The 22,348-nt window shown below is 71.1% G+C and carries 17 protein-coding genes; 12 read left to right on the plus strand and 5 right to left on the minus strand.

Features of this window, described 5'->3' with window-relative positions; genetic code table 11:
- The first annotated feature begins 46 nt into the window (after nt 1-46).
- Nucleotides 47-487 (plus strand): DUF6278 family protein, encoded by a 441-nt coding sequence (locus tag ACFYZE_RS20010; protein WP_388995485.1) that lies wholly within the window; start codon nt 47-49, stop codon nt 485-487.
- On the opposite strand, the gene ACFYZE_RS20015 is transcribed toward ACFYZE_RS20010, so the two are convergent.
- Nucleotides 484-1,125, minus strand: coding sequence for a ScbR family autoregulator-binding transcription factor (locus ACFYZE_RS20015; RefSeq protein WP_388995488.1), 642 nt, complete (start codon nt 1,123-1,125; stop codon nt 484-486). The two genes, ACFYZE_RS20010 and ACFYZE_RS20015, sit on opposite strands and share 4 nt — an antisense overlap.
- Before the next feature lie 136 nt (nt 1,126-1,261).
- On the opposite strand from ACFYZE_RS20015, the gene ACFYZE_RS20020 reads away from it, so the two are divergent.
- Nucleotides 1,262-2,131 carry a ScbA/BarX family gamma-butyrolactone biosynthesis protein gene (locus ACFYZE_RS20020; RefSeq protein WP_388995491.1) on the plus strand — a complete coding sequence of 290 codons (870 nt, stop codon included), beginning with the start codon at nt 1,262-1,264 and terminating at the stop codon, nt 2,129-2,131.
- A 278-nt stretch (nt 2,132-2,409) separates the two neighbouring features.
- Nucleotides 2,410-3,210, plus strand: a complete 801-nt coding sequence (locus ACFYZE_RS20025; RefSeq protein ID WP_388995494.1) for an HAD family hydrolase — start codon at nt 2,410-2,412, stop codon at nt 3,208-3,210.
- 134 nt (nt 3,211-3,344) lie between these two features.
- Here ACFYZE_RS20025 and ACFYZE_RS20030 read toward each other — a convergent pair whose 3' ends face one another.
- From ACFYZE_RS20030 to ACFYZE_RS20040, 3 genes are all read right to left on the minus strand, one after another.
- Nucleotides 3,345-3,500: a DUF6131 family protein gene (locus ACFYZE_RS20030; RefSeq protein ID WP_388995497.1), complete on the minus strand. Its 156-nt coding sequence runs from the start codon at nt 3,498-3,500 to the stop codon at nt 3,345-3,347.
- Between the two features lie 496 nt (nt 3,501-3,996).
- On the minus strand, nt 3,997-5,559 hold the full coding sequence (locus ACFYZE_RS20035) for a CocE/NonD family hydrolase (protein WP_388995500.1): 1,563 nt from the start codon (nt 5,557-5,559) through the stop codon (nt 3,997-3,999).
- A 108-nt stretch (nt 5,560-5,667) separates the two neighbouring features.
- A complete protein-coding gene (locus ACFYZE_RS20040; RefSeq protein WP_388995503.1) occupies nt 5,668-6,417 on the minus strand; it encodes a hypothetical protein in 750 nt (249 codons plus the stop codon).
- Nucleotides 6,418-6,521: 104 nt separating this feature from the next.
- Here ACFYZE_RS20040 and ggt point away from each other — a divergent pair, with 104 nt between their 5' ends.
- Nucleotides 6,522-8,333, plus strand: a complete 1,812-nt coding sequence (gene ggt / locus ACFYZE_RS20045) for a gamma-glutamyltransferase (protein ID WP_388995506.1) — start codon at nt 6,522-6,524, stop codon at nt 8,331-8,333.
- A gap of 21 nt (nt 8,334-8,354) precedes the next feature.
- Here ggt and ACFYZE_RS20050 read toward each other — a convergent pair whose 3' ends face one another.
- The gene (locus ACFYZE_RS20050) at nt 8,355-10,964 is read right to left on the minus strand and encodes an ATP-dependent Clp protease ATP-binding subunit (protein WP_388995509.1); all 2,610 of its coding nucleotides are present in this window, start codon (nt 10,962-10,964) and stop codon (nt 8,355-8,357) included.
- 399 nt (nt 10,965-11,363) lie between these two features.
- Here ACFYZE_RS20050 and ACFYZE_RS20055 point away from each other — a divergent pair, with 399 nt between their 5' ends.
- From ACFYZE_RS20055 to ACFYZE_RS20090, 8 genes are all read left to right on the plus strand, one after another.
- Complete coding sequence (locus ACFYZE_RS20055; protein ID WP_388995512.1) at nt 11,364-13,022, plus strand: hypothetical protein; 1,659 nt, start codon at nt 11,364-11,366, stop codon at nt 13,020-13,022.
- A 185-nt stretch (nt 13,023-13,207) separates the two neighbouring features.
- The gene (locus tag ACFYZE_RS20060) at nt 13,208-14,050 is read left to right on the plus strand and encodes a nitrilase-related carbon-nitrogen hydrolase (RefSeq protein ID WP_388995515.1); all 843 of its coding nucleotides are present in this window, start codon (nt 13,208-13,210) and stop codon (nt 14,048-14,050) included.
- The gene (locus ACFYZE_RS20065) at nt 14,047-15,330 is read left to right on the plus strand and encodes an aspartate aminotransferase family protein (RefSeq protein ID WP_388995518.1); all 1,284 of its coding nucleotides are present in this window, start codon (nt 14,047-14,049) and stop codon (nt 15,328-15,330) included. Before ACFYZE_RS20060 ends, ACFYZE_RS20065 begins: the two co-directional genes overlap by 4 nt.
- Before the next feature lie 186 nt (nt 15,331-15,516).
- Nucleotides 15,517-17,079, plus strand: coding sequence for a PucR family transcriptional regulator (locus tag ACFYZE_RS20070; RefSeq protein WP_388995521.1), 1,563 nt, complete (start codon nt 15,517-15,519; stop codon nt 17,077-17,079).
- Between the two features lie 148 nt (nt 17,080-17,227).
- Nucleotides 17,228-18,070 (plus strand): nitrilase-related carbon-nitrogen hydrolase, encoded by an 843-nt coding sequence (locus ACFYZE_RS20075; RefSeq protein ID WP_388995524.1) that lies wholly within the window; start codon nt 17,228-17,230, stop codon nt 18,068-18,070.
- Between the two features lie 142 nt (nt 18,071-18,212).
- Complete coding sequence (gene hydA, locus ACFYZE_RS20080) at nt 18,213-19,613, plus strand: dihydropyrimidinase (RefSeq protein WP_388995527.1); 1,401 nt, start codon at nt 18,213-18,215, stop codon at nt 19,611-19,613.
- A 12-nt stretch (nt 19,614-19,625) separates the two neighbouring features.
- A complete protein-coding gene (locus tag ACFYZE_RS20085; protein WP_388995531.1) occupies nt 19,626-20,648 on the plus strand; it encodes a TIGR03842 family LLM class F420-dependent oxidoreductase in 1,023 nt (340 codons plus the stop codon).
- A gap of 164 nt (nt 20,649-20,812) precedes the next feature.
- Nucleotides 20,813-22,339 carry an NCS1 family nucleobase:cation symporter-1 gene (locus ACFYZE_RS20090; RefSeq protein ID WP_388995534.1) on the plus strand — a complete coding sequence of 509 codons (1,527 nt, stop codon included), beginning with the start codon at nt 20,813-20,815 and terminating at the stop codon, nt 22,337-22,339.
- Nucleotides 22,340-22,348 lie beyond the last annotated feature (9 nt).

Here is a 22,348-nt window from a genome sequence, read left to right on the forward strand (position 1 = left end):
TGCGCGCCTGTGGTGTCTCGGCGCGCGCCGGTGTCACGCTGGGCGTATGAACATCTCCTTCCTGGGCAACTGGCGCAAGAAACGCGGTCCCGCCTTGGGCGTCGCGGTGTTCTCCGACGGTGACGCCGACACTGACGCTGTCACCGGACTCCTGTCCGAATGCGAGCTGCTGCGCTCCCACGCCGAGCAGGCGGGCGTCGAACTCGACGACTCCACGGCCTCGTTGGAGGCGCTCGACCAGCTCCTGCCGCGCTGGCGCGACGACGCGGAGGTCCTGCCCTGGCTCGGGAACGACGCGGGCCTCTATCTGGGCACGGTCATCGTGCGCACGGTCCCCGGCGCCACATGGGAGATCTGGCCGAACGGCCACCCCGTGGTCCGGCTGGCCTCCGGCCGCGAGATCGACGTGGTCACCGACGGCCACACCTGGGCCTCCACGGGCGCCCCCGAGCTGTCCCAGGTGTATGCCGAAGTGGCGGAGGTCTAGCTCGGGACGTCGGCGGCCACCCGGGCGCCCACCGTGGCCAGCAGCGCCCGTGGCGCGGGCTCGGCCTGGAGGCCCGGAAGGAGCAGCAGCCACAGGTCGGTCAGGCGGTCCTCGATCAGCAGGCGGTCGTCGAGGGCGTCGGAGAGCGTGTGCAGCCCGAAGAACGCGGCGACCAGGGTGGGGGCGTCGCGGCTGGGGTCCGCCCCGGGCGCGAGGTCTCCGTCGGCGCGTGCCTGGGTGAGCATCCGTTCGACCGTGGCGATCCAGTCCACGAAGGGCGGGGGCATCTCCACGTCGATGGACTTCCGCTCGGCCCACAGCCGGGCGCCCGCGCGGACGAGGACGTCGTCCCGGAATGCCCGGGCGACCGCGAAGCTGAGACCGACGAGCTTCTCCAGGGCCGGTTCGGCGGTGGCCTCATGGCGCGCGATCATGGCCGGCCAGGTCGCGAAGTGCGCCTTCACCACGGCAAGGGCGAGCTGTTCCTTGTTGGTGTAGTGGAAGTAGATGGCTCCGCTGGTGCGGCCGGACCGTTCGCTGATGTCACTGATACTGGTTGCTGCGTACCCACGTTCGAAGAACAGGTGAGCCGCGGCCAGCAATACGGCTTTGCGGGTCTCTTCCGCCCGATCCTGCACGCGTTGCCCCTTGTCCGTCGATGGGTCGCGAGGAGGAATGTAGCCGTCCCGCCGGACGGTCAGCGGGGTCGCACATGCGAAAGCAGCAATAGTCTTATTAGCTTTTTTCATGGATTCCCCTTTCTGTTGTTCGTCCTTGAGCTGGTCCAGGACCGTCGAACGCGAGGCGGTGCACCGGATCTCGGTGGCCGAGGTGCTGCTGACGGACGTCCGCTCGTGCGGGCCGCTCACCTTCTGTGCCGCCGCGGCGTGGACACGCTCGCACCCCACGTTCCCCCGCGGTCGCGACGACCGGCACAGCCCCTGGATGCTCGTCGAGACCCTGCGCCAGCTCGGCATCTGCGTTCCGCTGCGCCACTTCGGCGTGCCGGCCACGGCGCACTTCCTGATCGACGACGTCTCCTTCCGGCTCGACACGAGCGCGGAACCCACGGCACCGCACGGCGCCAGCGAGGTCACCTGCCGGGTGTCGGTCCGTGACCTCCGCACCGACCGGAACGGGAAAGGGGTGGCCGCGCTGCGGATGCGGGCCGAATTCCTGGCCGGAGGCCGCACATTCGCACACGCGGCGGGCGGGGCGCGGATTCTCGGCGCCCGGCGGTACGCGGAAATCCGCTCCCGGCTCGCTGTGGCGGCCCCGGCGCCGAGCCACCGCCCCCGGCCGCAACCGGCCGTCCTGGGGCTCGAGTCGAGCGCCGATGTCCTCATCTCCCGCCAGGAGGACGACATTCTGCTGGACCCGGCCGATCCACGTCACCCCTACTACTTCGACCACGGCACCGACCATGTGCCGGGGATGGCACTGCTGGAGGCGGCACGACAGGCGATCGCCCTGCGCAGCGGAGGACTTCTGCTCCGGCCGGTTTCCGGCCGTATGACGGCCCTGAAGTTCACCGAACACGCACCGCCCGCGGTCATTCACTGCTTCCCGCACGGCCGTACCGGCTTCTTCTTCATTCGGCAGGGCGGTGAGCGTACAGCCGCAGGCATGCTGCGTTATCGATAAGGCGTCACCCACACGTGGGTATTGCGGTGGCAAATCTTCACGACTGCTCCAGAAGAGCGTAGCGTTCATTATGTTTCTGGTTCCGGATGCGGTCAGGACCACCGCAGACCGCGATGCGTGACCCGTGCATGCGTGAACCAGTCATCTCGGCCTGCGAGGTCACGCTTTCCCGACGCTTTCCCGAAGCGAAGAAAGCGCAGCAGGCGCACACCGGCATTCCCACCGGCGGAACGTGCCGCCTTCCGGCCGTTCCGTCCTGCGCCAAGAACGGCACACACATGACGACCCACCGTATTTTCGACTGGACTCCAGCCGCCGTCGTCTTCGATTGCGACGGCACACTGGTGGACTCCGAACGGCACTGGCAGCAAGCGCGCGACACGGTCCTGCGCGGCCACGGAGTCGTACCCGACGCGGAGTTCACGCACCGCAGCAAGGGCCTGCACTACACCGAGTGCGGAGCCCTGATGGCCCGCCTCGCCGGCAGGCCCGACAGAGCCGAGGAGATGACCCGGCAACTCCTGGCGGCGTTCCGCGCTCTGGTCGCCCGGGATCCCGTGCCGATGCCCGGGGCGCGGTCCCTGGTGACGGCCCTGAGCCGGGCGGTGCCGCTGGCCGTGGCCAGCAACTGTCCCGCAGACGTGGTGGAGTTCTCCCTCGAGTCCGTGGGACTGCGGCACCACTTCCGGCACATCGTCGTGCCGGGCGCGGGAGTACGCCCCAAACCCCACCCCGACACCTACGCCGAGGCCGCGCGGCGCCTGGGCGTGGAGTGCGGCAGAGCGCTGGCCGTCGAGGACTCGCTCAACGGGCTGAAGGCCGCCGGCGCGGCGGGTCTGCGGGCTCTCGGAGTGGGGCGGAGGCCCGGCGGGGAGGCCGTGGCCCTGGCCGACCTGTGGGTGGACACGCTGGAGGACCCGGGTCTGCTGGCCTGGGCGCGCGGAACCACCGCGCTACGGGGCGAGCCCGGCGGTACGCGCCCCTCCCGGCCCCGTCCGACGGTCCCCAGGCAGGGCGGAGCGCCCCGGTCGGGAACCAGCGCCGTGCCCCGGCGGCAGACGTGGGACGGATCCGGCTGACCTCGGATCGCGACGCTCGCCCCGGGCGCGGACACGGACGGGCCCCGCCGCCACGAGCCGGGTGAACCCGGCTGCGCGGAGGGCGGGGCCGCCGGATGCCGCCGGTCGCGGCGGCGCCCATCGACCGACCGGCACTACCAGTAGTGCCGTCGCCCGAACACCGCGTGTCCGAGAGAGCCGAGGAGCCACAGTACGGCTCCGATGACGACGAGGATGATCCCGATCGTCCAGAGGACGGCGATGTTCGCGACGAACCCGATGATGAGGAGAATGATCCCCAGGATGACCATGACGCCTCCCGACGAGGGCTGCCGCCGGGCCGTGTCCCTTGAGCTGTGCCCGATAAATCCTATTTTCGGAGTTCCCGGCGCGCCGTGCCCCAAACCACACCCCGGGAGGTGCTGCGGCACCACCCCTCAGGCGGCCGGAGCCGCGCCGAAACGGTCGCCGACCGGGCGGGACGCCCGGCGGTGGAGCTCGGGTCCGGCTCCGGTCGGCGAGAGCGGCAGGCGGCGTCCGGCTTCACCGGTACGCCCCGGCGAAGCTGTGGTCCACGGTGACCGCGGGCACGAAGGGGCGGCGGCAGCCGGGCGTGGAGACCCGTCGTGGGCGAGCGGCGGCCGGTGCGTGGCCGTCCGCCCGGCGCATCCCGCCGAGTCTCGACTACGATGTGCCGTTCATCCCCGTGGTGTTGGCGGCCGTGGGGATCCCCCCGCGGTCCGTCGACCGCGAGGGGAAGGGGAGCAGCAGCTCAGAGGGCCGGGCCCGGAAGGCGACAGCCGAAGATCACTGCTCGCGCAGCGGAATCGACACGTAGGACGGGTCGTTCGCGGGCGAGGAGAAGGTCAGCTGTGCGCCGGAAGGGTTGTGCTCGATGTACAGCGGGTCGACCGTGTCGACGACCAGCGCGAGGCGGTGCCCGGCCGGGACGTCGTAGGCCGTGGAGAACAGCTCCAGGTCGACGCCGAACGGCGTGCCGGGCGTTCGCCCGTGCCAGGTGTACGGCGCGTTGCTGACCAGCTTGCCGAGGCCGAGCGGGCCCACGTCGTACAGGTATGCGACGAGGGTTCCGCTCTCCTTGGTGGGCGTGAGTGTGGTGTGCAGCTTCACCGTGCCGCGCACGTGCTGGGTGCTTCCGTACCTCTCCGACTGCCACACGGCGGCCCAGCGGCGCGGAAGCAGCGGGATCGACGCGACCGGCGGGAGCCGGCCCACCTGGTCGAGGATGCTGGAGAGGAAGACGATCCCGCCGTCGGCGCCGGAGTCGACGTTGGCGTGGATGGTCGTGGAGCCGGCGAGCGCGATCTTCCGGCGGGTCGCGGCGATCGACTTCCAGTCCGGGTAGCCCTCGTACCCCCCCGCGCTACGGGACTGCAACTGGACCGGCTGCTCACGGTCGATGCCGTTGTCGACGCCCTTGAGATAGTGGTCCAGCCAGCGTTCGGTGTCCGTCCAGACGTCGTTGGGCAGCCCGAACAGGCCGGTCAGTTCGGCGGTCGCGTGGTCGCCGGGGCGTAGTTCGAGCCGCTTGGGCACGGTCAGCTTCTCGTAGAAGTCGGCGTTCTGGTTGGCCGGGAAGACCGTGTCGCCCCAGGCGCTGGCGAGCATGACGGCCGCGCCGTTCTTGTTCAGCTGGTCGACGTAGGTCGCGGGGGAACGTTTCCGCCCCCAGTCGATCATCTGCTGCTCCTTCGACAGGTTCGAGGAGTACAGGTTGTCGAAGATCTCGCGCAGTTCGGGGCTCTCCCGGCCGGTGAGGGTGGCAGCGCCGTCCAGGACGGCCGCCGCCTGCACATGCTGGGTGCGGCCCGAGTAGATCGAGTCGATGAGATCCGCCCAGCCGCTGAGGGCGGCCACCGCCTTGATGCGCTTGTCGTGCGCGGCGGCCAGCAGGCTGATCCCGGCGCCGTAGGAGACCCCGGCCATCCCGACGTGCGCCGGATCGGCCGGAGTGTGTGCGAGGGCCCAGTCGATGACCTTGGAGGCGTCCGCTGTGTCCGGCGGACCGGCCACTTCTATCTGTCCGCCGGACTGCCAGAAGCCGCGCACGTTGTAGGTGAGCACCACATAGCCGGTGTCCGCGAGCTTCTGGGCCTGCGTCAGGTACTCCACCTGCGGCAGGCCCCAGCTCGTGGGCAGCACGATGAGCGGGTAACGGCGCGAGCCGTCGGCGCCGGCAGGCATGACGACGTTCGCCTTCAGTACGGTGCCGCCGTCGCCGGAGATGTCGACGAAGCGGACGCTGCCGGCCTGGGCGGCGGGCGCGAGGCCGACGACGGTACCGGCGACCAACGCCGCCGACACGGCTCCTGCGGCGGCGGTGCGCACAGAGGTGCGACTGTGTCCCATGGGTCACTCCTTCACTCATGTCAGTGCAAAGTGACCCGACGGTAACCGTGCTCGCTTACCGCAAGTAACCCGTCGGTAAGTTACGTACCGGTAAAGTTTGTTGAACTTCTAAGCGGGCGTGTCGGCGGAGGCCGGCTCGGGCTGCGGCGTCCGTGCCGCCCGCGTCACGTCCGCGACCAGCTCGACCACATCCGGGCCGTACGCCTGCGAATTGACCACCTTCAGCAGCAGCACGAAGGATCCGGTGCCGTACCTGCGGTGCAGCCGCTCGTGGTGACGGACGAGATAGCGGGTGGCGGCCTGGTTGTCGACGGCCCGCTGACCGCAGAACAGGAACACCGGGCGGGCGTCCTCCTGCCCGTCCGCGGTGAGCCGGGCGAGCAGGACGTACTCGATCCGGCCGCCCTCCATGCGGTAGTGCTCCCCGCCGATCCTGAACGTGCCCCGTTCCGCCACCGGTTCGGGGTCCGTGTTGACCCACACACCCGGCAGCAGCGAGGAAAGGTGGGCCGCCGTCCGACGGTTGGAGTAGGGGCCGCCGACGCAGAACTCCGTCCGACCGCCGAAGCCCTGCTGAGTGGCGTCGTGCGCCACGACCTGGGCACGCGCGTTGCAGTCCTTGATCAGAGCGGAGAGTTCGAGCAGGGCGAACACGTCGTGACGCTTCACCGACAGCTCCGGTCCACCTGCCGCGCGGTTGACCACCAGCAGCGACTCCGAGTGGTCCGGCAGCCCGAAGAACGCCTGCTTGCGGCGCAGCTTGCGCCTCCACAGATACGTACGGGCGAGCCAGCCGAACGCGGCACTGATACCGGCGGCTATCACCCCGAGGACGATGTTGCGCACGTCGTCGTTCATGGCGGCGCATGCTAGTCGCCCATTCGGACCAGCGCTCGAGGCGGTGCTGACGGGGCCATGGCAATGTGGTTACCCTGCGTGGACGCACGCCACTGGAGGTACGAATGCGTCGCCCTGTCGCGCGGAAACTGGCGGTTTCGGCGGTCTCGGCCGCCCTGTTGTCGGTGGGAGCGGCCGCGCCGCCGCACGCCGCCTCGGGGCCGGAGGGAACGACTCCGGCGAAAGTGCCGGTGGCCGTGGGCTACGGCGGGGCCGTGGCCAGTGTCGACGCCGACGCGTCCGCCGCCGGCATCGAGGTCCTCAAGAAGGGCGGCAACGCGGTCGACGCGGCCGTCGCCACGGCCGCCGCGCTCGGCGTCACCGAGCCGTACTCCGCGGGCGTCGGCGGAGGCGGCTACTTCGTCTACTACGACGCCAGGTCCCGTACGGTGCACACCATCGACGGCCGCGAGACGGCACCGCTGAGCGCCGACCCGAACCTGTTCGTGGAGAACGGCAAGCCGCTCGCCTTCGCCGACGCCGTCAGCAGCGGCCTGAGCGTCGGCACCCCCGGCACGCCCGCCACCTGGCAGAAGGCGCTGGACGAGTGGGGCACCAAGCAGCTCGGCACGGTGCTGAAGCCGGCCGAGCGGATCGCCCGCGACGGCTTCACCGTCGACGACACCTTCCGCTCCCAGACCGCCTCCAACGAGACCCGCTTCCGGTACTTCCCCGACACCGCCAAGCTCTTCCTGCCGGGCGGCCGACTCCCCGTCGTCGGCTCCACCTTCAAGAACCCCGACCTCGCCCGTACCTATGAGGAGCTGGGCCGCAAGGGCATAGGCGCGATCTACCACGGCGACCTCGGCGAGGACATCGTCGCGACGGTCGAAAAGCCCCCGGTGGACCCGGCCTCGGGCTGGAACGCCCGCCCGGGCAAGCTGTCCGAGAAGGACCTCGCGGCCTACGGCGCCAAGCTCCAGGCGCCCACGAAGACGTCCTACCGCGGCCTCGACGTCTACTCCATCGCGCCCTCGTCCTCCGGCGGCACGACCGTCGGCGAGGCGCTCAACATCCTGGAGAGGACGGACCTCTCGAAGGCGAGCGAGGTGCAGTACCTGCACCACTTCATCGAGGCCAGCCGTATCGCGTTCGCGGACCGCGGTCGCTGGGTCGGCGACCCCGCCTTCGAGGACGTGCCGACCAAGGACCTGCTGTCGCAGAAGTACGCCGACTCACGCGCGTGCCTGATCAAGGACGACGCGGTGCTCACCAGCCCCCTGGCGCCCGGTGACCCGCGCCACCCGGCGCCCTGCGCGACCGGCGGGACGGCGGCCCCGACCACGTACGAGGGCGAGAACACCACGCACCTCACGGTCGCCGACAAGTGGGGCAACGTCGTCGCCTACACCCTCACCATCGAGCAGACCGGCGGCAGCGGCATCACCGTCCCGCACCGCGGTTTCCTGCTCAACAACGAGCTCACGGACTTCTCCTTCGCCCCCGCCAACCCGGCCGTGCACGACCCGAACCTGCCGGGCCCGGGCAAGCGTCCGCGCTCCTCGATCTCCCCGACGATCGTGCTCGACAAGCAGGGCCGCCCGGTCGTCGCACTCGGCTCGCCCGGCGGCGCGACCATCATCACGACCGTGCTGCAGACCCTGACCGAGTTCCTCGACCGTCACCTGCCGCTGGTCGACGCGATCGCCGCGCCGCGCGCCAGCCAGCGCAACGCGGCGAAGACGGAACTGGAACCCGCCCTCTACGACAGCTCTCTGCGCGCCCAGCTGGAGGCCATCGGGCACTCGTTCACGCTGAACCCGGAGATCGGCGCGGCGACGGGCGTCCAGCGCCTGCCGGGCGGCAGGTGGCTGGCCGCCGCCGAGAAGGTGCGACGCGGTGGCGGCTCGGCGATGGTGGTGACCCCGGCGTCCTGACGGCCGCCGGGAGTCTCACGCTCACCAGGGTGCGGCCCCGCCCTCCGGGGCGCGGGCCGCACCGCCGCCCGGCTCCCCGTCGGCGGAAGCCCGCGCCGAGGCCCGCGGCCGCGGGTGGAACGCGAGTCGGTCCTCCTCCACGTCGATCTCGACCGCGCTGCCGCGTTCGATCCGGCCGTCCAGGAGCAGACGGGAGAGCCGGTTGTCCAGCTCCCGTTGGATCGTGCGGCGCAGCGGACGAGCGCCGTACTCAGGCTCGTAGCCGCGCTGCGCCAGCCACTGCACGGCCCGCTCGCTGAACGTCACGTCGATGTCCTGCGCCTGCAGCCGGCGCCGGGTCTTGTCGAGCAGCAGGTCGGTGATCTGCCGCAGCTGTTCGGCCGTCAGCTGGCGGAAGACGACGATCTCGTCGATACGGTTGAGGAACTCCGGCCGGAAGTGCTGACGCAGCGGACGCAGGATCTGCTCCCGCCGCGCGTCCTCGTCCGCCTCGGCACCACCGGCACCGAATCCGATGCCCGCGCCGCGCCGGGTGATCGCCTCCGAGCCCAGGTTGCTCGTCATCACGATGACCGTGTTGGTGAAGTCCACCGTCCGGCCCTGGGAGTCGGTCAGCCGCCCGTCGTCGAGGACCTGGAGCAGGATGTTGAAGACGTCCGGGTGCGCCTTCTCCACCTCGTCGAGCAGCAACAGCGAGTACGGGTGCCGCCGTACGACCTCGGTGAGCTGCCCGGCCTCCTCGTGACCCACGTACCCGGGCGGGGCGCCCACCAGCCGGCTGACGGTGTGCCGCTCCTGGTACTCGCTCATGTCGAGCCTGACCATGCGCTCCTCGCTGCCGAACAGCGCCTCCGCGAGCGCCCGCGCCAGCTCCGTCTTGCCGACGCCGGTCGGGCCGAGGAACAGGAAGCTGCCGATCGGCCGGTCGGGGCTGGCCAGGCCGGCCCGCGAGCGCAGCACCGCGTCGGCGACCACGGCGACCGCCTCGTCCTGCCCGACGACCCGTTGGTGCAGGTGTTGCTCGAGGCCGAGCAGCCGTTCCTTCTCCTCCTCGGTGAGCCGGCTCACCGGGACGCCGGTCAGCCGGGACACCACCTCGGCGATGGCCTCCGTGGTGACCTCCAGGTGCTGTCCCTCGTCGGCCTCGGGCTCGCCGCTCGCCTCCTCGATCCGCTGCTTCAGCTCCACGATGCGGTCACGCAGCCGCGTGGCCTGCTCGTACTGTTCGTCGGCCACCGCCTGGTCCTTGTCCCGGGTCAGCCGCTCGACCTCCCGCTCCAGGGCCCGTACGTCCGTGCCCTTGGTCTTGGCGCGCAGCCGCACGCGGGCGCCCGCCTGGTCGATCAGGTCGATCGCCTTGTCCGGCAGATGCCGGTCGGTGAGGTAGCGGTCGGACAGCTCCACGGCGGCCACCAGCGCCTCGTCGGTGTAGCGGACCTGGTGGTGGGCCTCGTAGCGGTCGCGCAGCCCGCGCAGGATCTCGATGGCGTCCTGGACGGACGGCTCGGGCACCAGGATCGGCTGGAACCGGCGCGCCAGCGCCGCGTCCTTCTCGATCCGTCGGTACTCCTCCAGCGTGGTGGCGCCCACCACGTGCAGTTCGCCGCGGGCCAGGGCGGGCTTGAGGATGTTGCTCGCGTCCATGGAGCCGCCCTCCGCGCCGCCGCCACCGGCGCCGACCACGGTGTGCAGCTCGTCGATGAAGACGATCAGCTCGTCCGAGTGCGCGCGGATCTCGCCGACGATGTTGTTCAGGCGCTCCTCGAAGTCGCCCCGGTAGCGGGTGCCGGCCACCACGCCGGTCAGGTCCAGCGAGATGACCCGGCGGCTGAGCAGCACGTCGGGCACATCGCCGTCGGCGATGCGCTGCGCGAGCCCCTCGACGATGGCGGTCTTGCCGACGCCCGCGTCACCGATGAGCACCGGGTTGTTCTTGCCGCGGCGGGAGAGCACCTCGATGGTCTGCTCGATCTCCTCCTCCCGCCCGATCACCGGGTCGATACGGCCCTGCCGCGCGAGGTCGGTGAGATCGCGACCGTACTTGTCCAGGGTCGGAGTCGACGTGGGGCGCGGCCGTTCGGGGCGCTGCGCCACGTGGTCCCCTGCCTCCGGGGGCATGGGAGCGGGGGTGAAGCGGTGGGAGTGGAGGATGTGCCCCGCGGCCGAGTCGGGGTTCGCGGCGAGCGCGCTGAGCACGTGCTCGGGGCCGATGTAGCCGGTGCCGCTGGCCCGGGCCAGTTCGTGCGCGTCCAGCAGGGCGCGCTTGACGGCGGGCGTCAGGGAGAGCGAGGTGGGCGGCGGCGCGTCGCCCGAGCTCTGCTGGGCCGGGCCGGAGCGTTCGTCGATCTCCGAGGCCAGCGAGTCGGGGTCCGCCCCGGCGCGGCTGAGCAGACTCCGGGTCGGTTCGGTGGCGAGCGCGGCGCGCAGCAGATGCTGGGTGTCCAGATCGCGACTGCCGTGCTCGGCGGCGTAGCGCGCGGCGCCGGCGACCAGTTGCCGGGCCGGCTCGCTCAGGAGCCGCCCCAGGTCGATCTGCCGGGGACCTGGACGCTGCCCACCGAAGATACGTGCGAAGAACTCTGCGAAGGGGTCCGAGCCGTAGCCCTGCGGACCCGTGAATCCGCTGGTCATGGCCTTCCGTTCCGCTGATGTACATGCCGGTCCGTCGCGGGTGCCCGGGGTTGTCCGAGTTACACCTGCGGTGCGTGCGTTTGCCCCGGAGGGGTGTGCGCGCACCTGCGCTGCGTGCGCCTTGGCCTGCGGTGCGTGCGTGCACGTACGGTGCGTGCCCTGACGCTTAGAACACCATCGCACGATCGTTGTTCAGGGGCATGTGCAAAAAGACGGACGCCCTCGGACGGGCGGGTGGCCGACCCCCGAGTGCGGCGCCGGCGCGGCGGGGAGCGCACAGGGCGCGAATGCCCCCGCGGAGCCCACTGCGTCAGCTCTGAAAACCGCCTGTAGCCCTTCCGTAACACGACTGGTGTTTTCTGTCGGACCGGAGTACTCCACTCGGGCGGGAGCTGGGCGATGGCGGTGGATCAACTCCCGGGAGCGGTGCGGGAGTTCGCGAGCTACCTGAACGGGCTGCTGGCGCGGCTCGACCAGGGCGGCGGCTGGTGCGGCGTCTTCTGGCAGCGCGACCCCGACGGCATGCGGGCCTGCCTGGAGGGCCGGGAGGTGCCGCCCTGGGATGTGGTGGAGGCGCTGCTGCAGGACCTCGCCGCCGCATACGGGCCCGCCGTCGCCGCTCCGGAGGCCGAGCGGGCGCGGACGCTGCACGGTGCCTCACTCGCCGCGTACGACGCCCGGCCGGGGGCCCACGGGGCGCTCGGGGACCGGCTCGACGTGATGTTGCGGGAGAAGCGCTTCGCGGCGGAGCGCAGGGCGGACCTCGCGCGCAGGCTGGAGTCGGCCGCCACCCGCGAGGAGGCCGCGTCGCTCCGGCTCGACCTCGCCTGGGCCCGGGACGACCACGACCGCGCCACGGCCCGCTGCGCGGAGCTGCGCCGCCGTATGGAGGCCCTCGACCACCGCGTCCTGCCCGCACAGGGCGCGCGGTCTTCCGGGGCGGCCTGGGCGGGGGAGGTGTTCCGCACGGGCGGCGAGGCCACGGAAGCTCGGGCGCCCGGTGAGCCGGCCGGCAGAGGAACAGCGGCGCCGTCGGGCGGCCATGAGGAGAGCCGGTCGGCGGAGGTGGCCCGGGCGCGCCGCGAGGGGTGGCCGCAGGGCCCGGACGCGCCGTCCGAACGGCCTCAGGGCGGCAGCCCGGACGCGCCGTCCGAACGGCCTCACGGCGGCTCGGAGCGCGCGGACACGGGACCGGCCGACGACGCTTCCGTCTGGCACCGTGCCCGGACCGAAGACGCCCCCGGACCCGGCTCCGAGGAGCGGTCCGGCCCGTCCCGGAAATCCGTGAGCCGCGAGTCCGGCCCCCCTCCCGCCGAAGTGGACGCCCCCGCCAAGCAGCGCAAACGCCGCCCGCGCGGCAGTGCCCGTTTCGCCGGTGTGATGGACGTGCAGGAGCCGCCCACGGGCACCGTTGCACCCGTGGCCGCACCCGCGCCCGGGCGTCAGGGCCCCCGAGGCGCCCGGTTCGCCGGGGCCGCCGCTACCGAGGCACCCGAGGCCCCTCAGCCGCGTACCCGGCCCGTCGACGAGGCCGACCGGCAGCACACCGCCGACACCGTCGCCGCGCTCGTCCGGCTGCGCGCCGAGGGCCGCAGCGGTGAGGCGCACGCACTGCTCGTCGAGGCCGCCCACTGGCCCGCCGACCGCTACCCCCTGCTGGCCGCCGAACTGCACCGCGCGGGCCTCGGCGCCGACTGGGCCACCCTCCTGTGGGAGGCCGCCTCGCTGCCCGCCGACCGCCTCGTCGCCGCCGCGGACGCCCTGACCGCGGCCGGCCGCAGCACGGACGGCGAAGAGATGCTGCGGCAGGGCGTCGCACGGCCCGCGAAGGAGATCGGCGAGGCCGTCCTCGGACTCCACGCCGACGGCCGGCACCGCGAGGCCGGCGCCCTCCTCGACGCGTACGTACGCGTCCGTACGCCTCAGGAGGCCGCCCGCAGTGTCGCCGCCCGCCCGCAGCTGCTCGTACCGTTGCTCCTGGAGGCCGCCCGGGGTGTCTCCGCCGAACGTCACTGGGACCTCGTCCACGCTCTGAGGGTCGCCGGATTCACCGCCTGACCGGTCCGCCCTCGGTGCGACCGCTCACCCGCAGGGGTGCGAAACGTGATCGACTCAGCGGGTTGACGACGATGGTCTTGGCAAGGCTGCCGCGGAGGCTTACGTTCGACCCTCTACAGCCCGGTTCTACGGGCGTAGAGGCTCTCTGACGTCCCTTGCGGACCATCAGGCAAAGGAGCGGCACCATGGCCCACGTCGTACGCGCCGCACTGGTCCAGGCGACCTGGACCGGTGACACCGAATCCATGATCGCCAAACATGTGGAGCACGCCCGTGAGGCGGCCCGGCAGGGCGCGAAGGTCATCGGCTTCCAGGAAGTCTTCAACGCCCCCTACTTCTGCCAGGTCCAGGAGCCCGAGCACTACCGCTGGGCGGAGCCGGTGCCCGACGGGCCGACGGTGCGCCGTATGCAGAACCTGGCCCGCGAGACCGGCATGGTGATCGTCGTCCCCGTCTTCGAGGTCGAGCAGTCCGGCTTCTACTACAACACCGCCGCCGTGATCGACGCCGACGGCACCTACCTCGGCAAGTACCGCAAGCACCACATCCCCCAGGTCAAGGGCTTCTGGGAGAAGTACTACTTCAGACCCGGCAACCTCGGCTGGCCCGTCTTCGACACCGCGGTCGGCAAGGTCGGCGTGTACATCTGCTACGACCGCCACTTCCCGGAGGGCTGGCGGCAGCTGGGACTGAACGGCGCCCAGCTCGTCTACAACCCCTCCGCCACCCACCGCGGCCTGTCCTCCTACCTCTGGCAGCTCGAACAGCCCGCGGCGGCCGTCGCCAACGAGTACTTCGTCGCCGCGATCAACCGGGTGGGCCGTGAGGAGTACGGCGACAACGACTTCTACGGGACGAGCTACTTCGTCGACCCCCGTGGGCAGTTTGTGGGCGAGGTCGCCAGCGACAAGGAGGAGGAGCTCGTCGTGCGGGACCTCGACTTCGACCTCATCGAAGAAGTGCGGCAGCAGTGGGCGTTCTACCGCGACCGCCGCCCCGACGCGTACGAAGGACTGGTGAAGCCGTGAGTGACCTGTACGACCGCCACAAGGCCGTCCTGCCCGACTGGCTGGCCCTGTACTACAAGGACCCCCTGGAGATCACCCACGGCGAGGGCCGGCACGTCTGGGACGCCGACGGGAAGAAGTACCTGGACTTCTTCGGCGGCATCCTGACCACGATGACCGCGCACGCGCTGCCCGAGGTGACCAAGGCGGTCAGCGAGCAGGCCGGGCGGATCATCCACTCGTCCACGCTCTACCTCAACCGGCCGATGGTCGAGCTCGCCGAGCGCATCGCCCGGCTGAGCGGCATCCCGGACGCCCGCGTCTTCTTCACCACCTCCGGCACCGAGGCCAACGACACCGCGCTGCTGCTCGCGACGACGTACCGGCGCAGCAACCAGATCCTGGCGATGCGCAACAGCTACCACGGCCGCTCGTTCAGCGCGATCGGCATCACCGGCAACCGCGGCTGGTCGCCGACCTCCCTGTCCCCGCTGCAGACGCTCTACGTCCACGGCGGGGTCCGCACCCGCGGCCCGTTCGCCCACCTGAGCGACGCCGACTTCATCGCGGCCTGCGTCGAGGACCTGAGGGACCTCCTCGGCCACACCCGCCCGCCCGCCGCGCTGATCGCCGAGCCGATCCAGGGCGTCGGCGGCTTCACCTCGCCGCCCGACGGGCTGTACGCGGCCTTCCGCGACGTGCTCCAGGAGCACGGCATCCTGTGGATCGCGGACGAGGTGCAGACCGGCTGGGGCCGCACCGGCGACCACTTCTGGGGCTGGCAGGCGCACGGCCGGAGCGGCCCGCCGGACATCCTCACCTTCGCCAAGGGCATCGGCAACGGCATGTCCATCGGCGGCGTCGTCGCCCGCGCCGAGATCATGAACTGCCTGGACGCCAACAGCATCTCGACCTTCGGCGGCACGCAGATCACGATGGCGGCCGGGCTCGCCAACCTGACGTACCTGCTGGAGCACGACCTCCAGGGCAACGCCCGGCGCGTCGGCGGACTGCTCATGGAGCGGCTGCGGGCGGTCGGCGCCCAGCTTCCGGGCGTACGGGAGGTGCGCGGGCGCGGCCTGATGATCGGCGTCGAGCTGGTGCGGCCCGGCACCGACGAGGCCGACCCGGACGCGGCGGCCGCCGTGCTCGAGGCGGCCCGCGACGGGGGACTGCTGATCGGCAAGGGCGGCGGGCACAACACCAGCGTGCTGCGCATCGCCCCGCCGCTCTCGCTCACCGTCGCGGAGGCCGAGGAGGGCGCCGCGATCCTCGAGCAGGCCCTCAGGGATGTCCAGTAGCAGGCAGCAAGTGAGCGGGCGAGCGAGCCGAAGGGGCGCGCCGGTGTCGAGAGGACGAGGGGGCACCCCCTGCTCGTGGAGCTTGGGGGAGCGCGGAAGCCCAAAGGCCTGAGACGGTCGGCCTCTCGACATCGGCATCCAGCGTCCCGGAGGCGCACCGAGCCACAAAAAAAGGGAACTACAGCCATGCCCACCGCCTTGGAACCCGCCCTGTCGGTACGCCAGGTCCTCGCCCTGGACCGGGTGCTCGCCGGAGAGCCCGAGGTGGTGGCCGGCGCCGGGCACCTGGACCGGCCGGTGCGCTGGGTGCACGTCGCGGAGGCGCCGGACGTCGGCGTGATGCTCAGCGGCGGCGAAATGGTCCTCACCACCGGGGTGCTGCTCGCCGGAGACGTGGAGAAACAGGCCGAGTACATCCGGTCCCTGCACCGCGCGGAGGCCGCAGCCGTCGTCCTCGGACTCGGCCGGGCCTTCCCGGCGCCCCCGGACGTGATGCGCCGGGCCGCCGAACGCTGCGGGCTGCCCATGGTGGTCCTGCACCGGCCCTTCCCGTTCGCCGAACTGACCGAGGAGGTCCAGTCCCGCCTCGTGCGGCGCAAGTTCGCGGCGGTGAGCCTGTCGGAGTCCGTACGCACGGCCCTGACCGGGCTCATCACCGCGGGCGCCCCGCTGCAGCGGCTGCTCGATGAGATCGCCGTGCACGCGGGCTGCCCCGTCGTCCTCACCAACCTCGCCCACCGCGTGCTCGCCACGGCGGGGGAGCGGCCCGCGGTCGACGACGTGCTGCGCGACTGGGAGCGCATCGCCCGGCAGGCGGGCGGCAGCGAGGGCGACGGCTGGGTCCGCGCCGAGCTGGGCGGGCGCGGGGAGCGCTGGGGCCGGATCGTGCTGTGCGGTTACCGCGGCGACAGTCCGATCGGGCGCCTGCTGGCCGAGCGCGGAGCCGAGGCCCTGGTCCTGCACCGGATGCTCCACGGCTCGGCGCACACCTGGGAGGAGCAGTCCGCGCAGAGCCTGCTGACCGACCTCGTCTCCGGTGCCGTACCGCCCGGCAGGCTGCTGCCCCGGGCGCGGGCGGCCGGGCTGCCCGTCAACCGCCGCACCTTCGTCCCCCTGGTCGTACGTGACGGTGATCCCGCCCAGCTCGATCGCGTCCTGCGGCTGCTGGGCCTGCCCGGGCTCGCCGCCGAGCTGGCCGACGGGGCCACCGCCGTACTGCTCAGCCTCGCCCGTGACCAGGACGCGGAAGCGCTGACCGCGCACTTCGCCACCCGGCTGCGCACGGAGTCCCCGGCGGTGCGCGGGACGGCCATCGCCGCCGCCGACCCGCGTACCGCCTGGGAGGACGTGCCCGCCGGGCTGCGCGAAGCCCGGCACGTCGCGGACGCCGTGGCCGGCCACTCCGCCGCGCAGGACCTCCCGGCCGTCGTGCGCCTCAGGGACGTCCATCTGCGCGGCCTGGTCCGGCTGCTGCGCGACGACCCGCACGTGCAGGCCTTCGCCGAGCGGGAGCTGGACGGGCTGCTGTGCGGGCGCGACGCCGAGCAGGAGCTGCTGCCGGTGCTGCGCACCTACCTCGCCACCGGCCGCAACAAGTCCCGCACCGCCCAGCTCCACCACGTCAGCCGACCGGCCCTCTACCGCAGGCTGGAGGCCATACAAGCGCGCCTCGGGGTCGACCTCGACGACTTCGAACAAGCCGCCTCGGTACACATCGCGCTGCTCGCGCACGACGCCCAACAAGGGTGAAACGCCATGGAAAAACGTGGGAAACAGGTGTGTACGCGCCGGTATGACAGCGTGCAACGCCGAACGCCCGCAGACGTGACACGGTGCAACTCAAACGCGGCCCGCCGGCTTTCTACGCTCTCGGCACACCGAGCGACCGGAGGTCCCGATGAGCAGAGTGATCCGTGCCGCCGTCTTCCAGACCGCCTGGACGGGCGACAAGGAATCCATGATCCAGGTCCACGAGCAGGCGGCCCGCGACGCGGCCGCGCAGGGTGCCCAGGTCCTGTGCTTCCAGGAGCTGTTCTACGGGCCGTACTTCTGCCAGGTCCAGGACCCCGCGTTCTACGAGTACGCCGAGCGGATCCCGGACGGCCCGATCGTCAAGCGCTTCCAGGCCCTCGCCAAGGAGCTGGGCATCGTCCTCGTGCTGCCCATGTACGAGGAGGAGCAGCCCGGGGTCCTGTACAACACCGCAGCGGTGATCGACGCGGACGGCTCCTACCTCGGCAAGTACCGCAAGCACCACATCCCGCAGGTCAAGGGCTTTTGGGAAAAGTTCTACTTCCGTCCCGGGAACGTCGGCTGGCCGGTCTTCGAGACCGCCGTCGGCAGGATCGGTGTCTACATCTGCTACGACCGCCACTTCCCGGAGGGCTGGCGGGCCCTCGGTCTCGCGGGCGCCGAGATCGTGTTCAACCCCTCGGCCACCTCGCGCGGCCTGTCCGCCTACCTGTGGCAGCTGGAGCAGCCGGCGGCGGCCGTGGCCAACGAGTACTTCGTGGGCGCGATCAACCGGGTGGGCGTCGAGGAGCTGGGCGACAACGACTTCTACGGGACCTCGTACTTCGTGGACCCGGAGGCACAGTTCGTCGGCGAGGTCGCGAGCGACAAGGAGACCGAGCTGGTCGTCCGCGACCTGGACCTCGCGAAACTGCGGGAGGTCCGCGACCGCTGGCAGTTCTACCGGGACCGCCGTCCCGACGCGTACGGCCCGCTGACGGCTCCGTGACAACGGGCGGAGGGCACCCGCGCCCCGTAAGGGGCGCGGGGCTGTGCTCGATATGCGGCTACCGCCGCGCGGGCTCGACCAGCCACATACAACCCGCACTCTCTGATCGCACCCAGCGGGGCAGTTACGGAGGAGAGGGAGCATGACCCGTACCGTCATCCGCGGTGGCCTCGTCATCACCGCGTCCGACGAGATCCACGCCGACGTCCTGATCGAGGACGGCCGCATCGCCGCCCTCGCCGCGTCCGGCACCCCGGCCGCCGAGGCCTTCACGGCCGAACAGACCATCGACGCCACCGGCAAGTACGTGATCCCGGGCGGTGTCGACGCCCACACCCACATGGAGCTGCCGTTCGGCGGCACCTTCGCCTCCGACACCTTCGAGACCGGCACCCGGGCCGCCGCCTGGGGCGGAACGACCACGATCATCGACTTCGCGGTGCAGAGCGTGGGCCACTCGCTGCGTGAGGGGCTGGACGCCTGGCACGCCAAGGCCGAGGGCAACTGCGCCGTCGACTACGGCTTCCACATGATCGTCTCCGATGTGAACCAGGAGACGCTCAAGGAGATGGATCTCCTGGTAGAGGAAGGCGTGACCTCTTTCAAGCAGTTCATGGCCTATCCAGGAGTGTTCTACTCGGACGACGGCCAGATCCTGCGCGCCATGCAGCGCTCCGCCGAGAACGGCGGGCTGATCATGATGCACGCCGAGAACGGCATCGCGATCGACGTGCTGGTCGAGCAGGCGCTGGCCCGCGGCGAGACGGATCCGAGGTATCACGGCGAGGTGCGCAAGGCCCTGCTGGAGGCCGAGGCCACCCACCGCGCCATCAAGCTCGCCCAGGTCGCAGGGGCCCCGCTGTACGTGGTGCACGTCTCGGCGCAGGAGGCGGTCGCCGAGCTGGCCCGCGCCCGTGACGAGGGGCTGAACGTCTTCGGCGAGACCTGTCCGCAGTACCTGTTCCTGTCCACCGACAACCTCGCCGAGCCCGACTTCGAGGGAGCGAAGTACGTGTGCTCGACCCCGCTGCGGCCCAAGGAGCACCAGGCGGCCCTGTGGAAGGGCCTGCGCACCAACGACCTCCAGGTGGTCTCCACCGACCACTGCCCCTTCTGCTTCGTCGGCCAGAAGGAGCTGGGCCGGGGCGACTTCTCGAAGATCCCGAACGGCCTCCCGGGCGTCGAGAACCGCATGGACCTGCTCCACCAGGCCGTCGTCGACGGGCACATCTCACGCCGCCGCTGGATCGAGATCGCCTGCGCGACCCCCGCCCGGATGTTCGGCCTCTACCCGAAGAAGGGCACCATCGCCCCCGGCGCCGACGCCGACATCGTCGTCTACGACCCGCACGCCGAGCAGGTCATGTCCGCCGAGACACACCACATGAACGTCGACTACTCGGCGTACGAGGGCAAGCGCACCACCGGCCGGGTCGAGACCGTCCTCTCGCGCGGCGAACCCGTCATCACCGAGCGGGAGTTCACCGGGCGCGCGGGACACGGCGTCTACACCCCCCGCTCCACCTGTCAGTACCTCAACTAGGAGTGGCGCCCCATGGACTTCGGACTCGTCCTGCAGACCGACCCGCCGGCCTCGCGGGTCGTCAGCCTGATGAAGAGAGCCGAGCGCAACGGCTTCCGCTACGGCTGGACCTTCGACTCCGCCGTGCTGTGGCAGGAACCGTTCGTCATCTACAGCCAGATCCTGGCCAACACCCAGAAGCTGACCGTCGGTCCGATGGTGACGAACCCGGGCACCCGCACCTGGGAGGTCACGGCCTCCACGTTCGCCACCCTCAACGACATGTTCGGCAACCGCACCGTCTGCGGCATCGGCCGCGGCGACTCGGCGATGCGCGTCGCCGGCCGAAAGCCCAACACCCTGGCCCGCATCAGCGAGGCCATGAAGGTCATCCGGGCGCTGGGCAGCGGCCAGGAGGCCGACCTCGGCGGCGGCACCGTCGTCAAGTTCCCCTGGATCAAACCGGGCGCCAGGCTTCCCGTCTGGATGGCGGCGTACGGCCCCAAGGCGCTCAAGATGACCGGAGAGGAGGCCGACGGGTTCATTCTCCAGCTCGCCGACCTGTATCTGACCGAGTACATGGTCAAGGCGGTGAAGGACGCGGCCGCGGCCGCAGGGCGCGACCCGTCCGAGGTGAAGATCTGCGTCGCCGCCCCGGCCTACGTCACCGAGGACGACTCGCCCGAGGCGCTGGCACACGCCCGTGAGCAGTGCCGCTGGTTCGGCGGCATGGTCGGCAACCACGTCGCCGACCTCGTCGCCAAGTACGGCGAGCACTCCTCCGCCGTCCCCGAGGAGCTGACCGACTACATCAAGGCCCGCCAGAGCTACGACTACGCCCACCACGGGCGCAGCGGAAACCCCGACACCCAGTTCGTGCCCGACGAGATCGTCGACCGGTTCTGCGTCATCGGCCCGGTCGAGAAGCACATCGAGAAGCTGAAGGCACTGCGCGAGCTGGGCGTCGACCAGTTCGCCGTCTACGACATGCACGACGCACAGGAAGCCGTCATCGACGCGTACGGGAGCCAGGTCATCCCGGCCGTCAACGGCTGATCCCCAACGGGTCCCCGGACCCTTCCTCTCCCCGCTCGTCCCCTTCCCGCTCTCCCGGGAAGGGGGCCCAGGACGCTCCGGTCGCCTCGGCCACCGGGCGCACCCCCCATCGGCGCCGCCACCCGCACGGCCTTTCCCGTCCCACCTCCTGATTGGCCTGCCCCATGACCGACACCGCTCCCACGGCCATACCGCCGTCCGCCCAAGTCACCCTCCCCGACGGGCGCGTGGAGATCGCCCCGGGCTCCCCGCAGCCGCGCGGTGCGTACGCCAACGAGGACCTGCTGCCGGTCCCCGTCGCCAAGCGCACCTGGACCACGTACAACTTCTCCGCGCTGTGGGTCGGCATGGCCCACAACACGGCGTCCTGGACCCTGGCCTCCGGCCTGATCGCGGTCGGCATGGACTGGAAGCAGGCGGTGTTCACCATCGCCCTGGCCAATGTGATCGTGCTGGTCCCGATGCTGCTCACCGGGCACGCGGGACCCAAGTACGGCATCCCCTTCCCGGTCTTCGCCCGGGCCTCCTTCGGCGTGCGCGGCGCCAACCTGCCCGCGGTCGTACGGGCGCTGGTGGCGTGCGGCTGGTTCGGCATCCAGACCTGGATCGGCGGTGAGGCGATCTACTTCCTCGCCGGGAAGCTCATCGGCGACAGCTGGTCCAACGCCTCCCACGTCGGCGGCTACGCCTGGACCATGTGGCTGTCGTTCGCGATCTTCTGGGTGCTCCAGGTCGCCATCATCTACCGGGGCATGGAGACCATCCGCCGCTTCGAGAACTGGGCGGCGCCCTTCGTGATCGTCGGCGCCCTGGTGATGCTGTGGTGGATGAGCAGCAAGGCGGGCGGCTTCGGCCCGCTGTTCGACCAGCCTTCCAAGCTGGGCTGGGGAGCGGACTTCTGGAAGCTGTTCGCGCCCTCCCTCATGGGCATGATCGGCTTCTGGTCCACGCTGTCCCTGAACATCCCGGACTTCACCCGGTACGGCCGCAGCCAGAAGGCCCAGACGTGGGGCCAGGCGCTCGGCCTGCCCACCACCATGACGCTGTTCGCGTTCCTGTCGGTGCTGGTCACCTCCGGTTCGCAGGCGGTGTACGGCAAGCCGGTCTGGGACCCGGTGCAGCTGGCGGCGAAGACGGACAACGTGGTCGGGCTGCTGTACGCCCTGGTGACCGTGCTGGTGGCGACCCTGTCGGTGAACATCGCGGCCAACCTGGTCTCCCCGGCGTTCGACTTCTCCAACGTCGCGCCGCGCAAGGTGAGTTTCCGCACCGGCGCCCTGATCACCTCGGTCCTCGCGGTGCTGATCTTCCCGTGGAAGCTCTACTCCGACCCGCAGGGCTACATCTTCACCTGGCTCGGCCTGGTCGGCGGCCTGCTCGGCACGGTGGCCGGCATCCTCATCGCCGACTACTGGATCCTGCGCCGCACCCGGCTCGACCTCACCGACCTGTACCGCTCCGGTGGCCGCTACTGGTACGGGGGAGGCTGGAACTGGCGGGCCGTGCTGGCCTTCGTCGTCGGCGGAGTGCTGGCCATCGGCGGCGCGGACTTCCATCCGCTGATCGACGGCCGCCCCGTCCCGGCCCTGAAGCCGCTCGCCGACTACGGCTGGGCGGTCGGCCTCGGCACGTCGTTGGTGCTGTACCTGCTGCTGATGCTCGCGCGAGGCCGGGACGACGCCACGGTGTGACCACCGGCC

This window comes from Streptomyces sp. NPDC001796 (assembly GCF_042892355.1).
Taxonomy (GTDB): Bacteria; Actinomycetota; Actinomycetes; order Streptomycetales; family Streptomycetaceae; genus Streptomyces.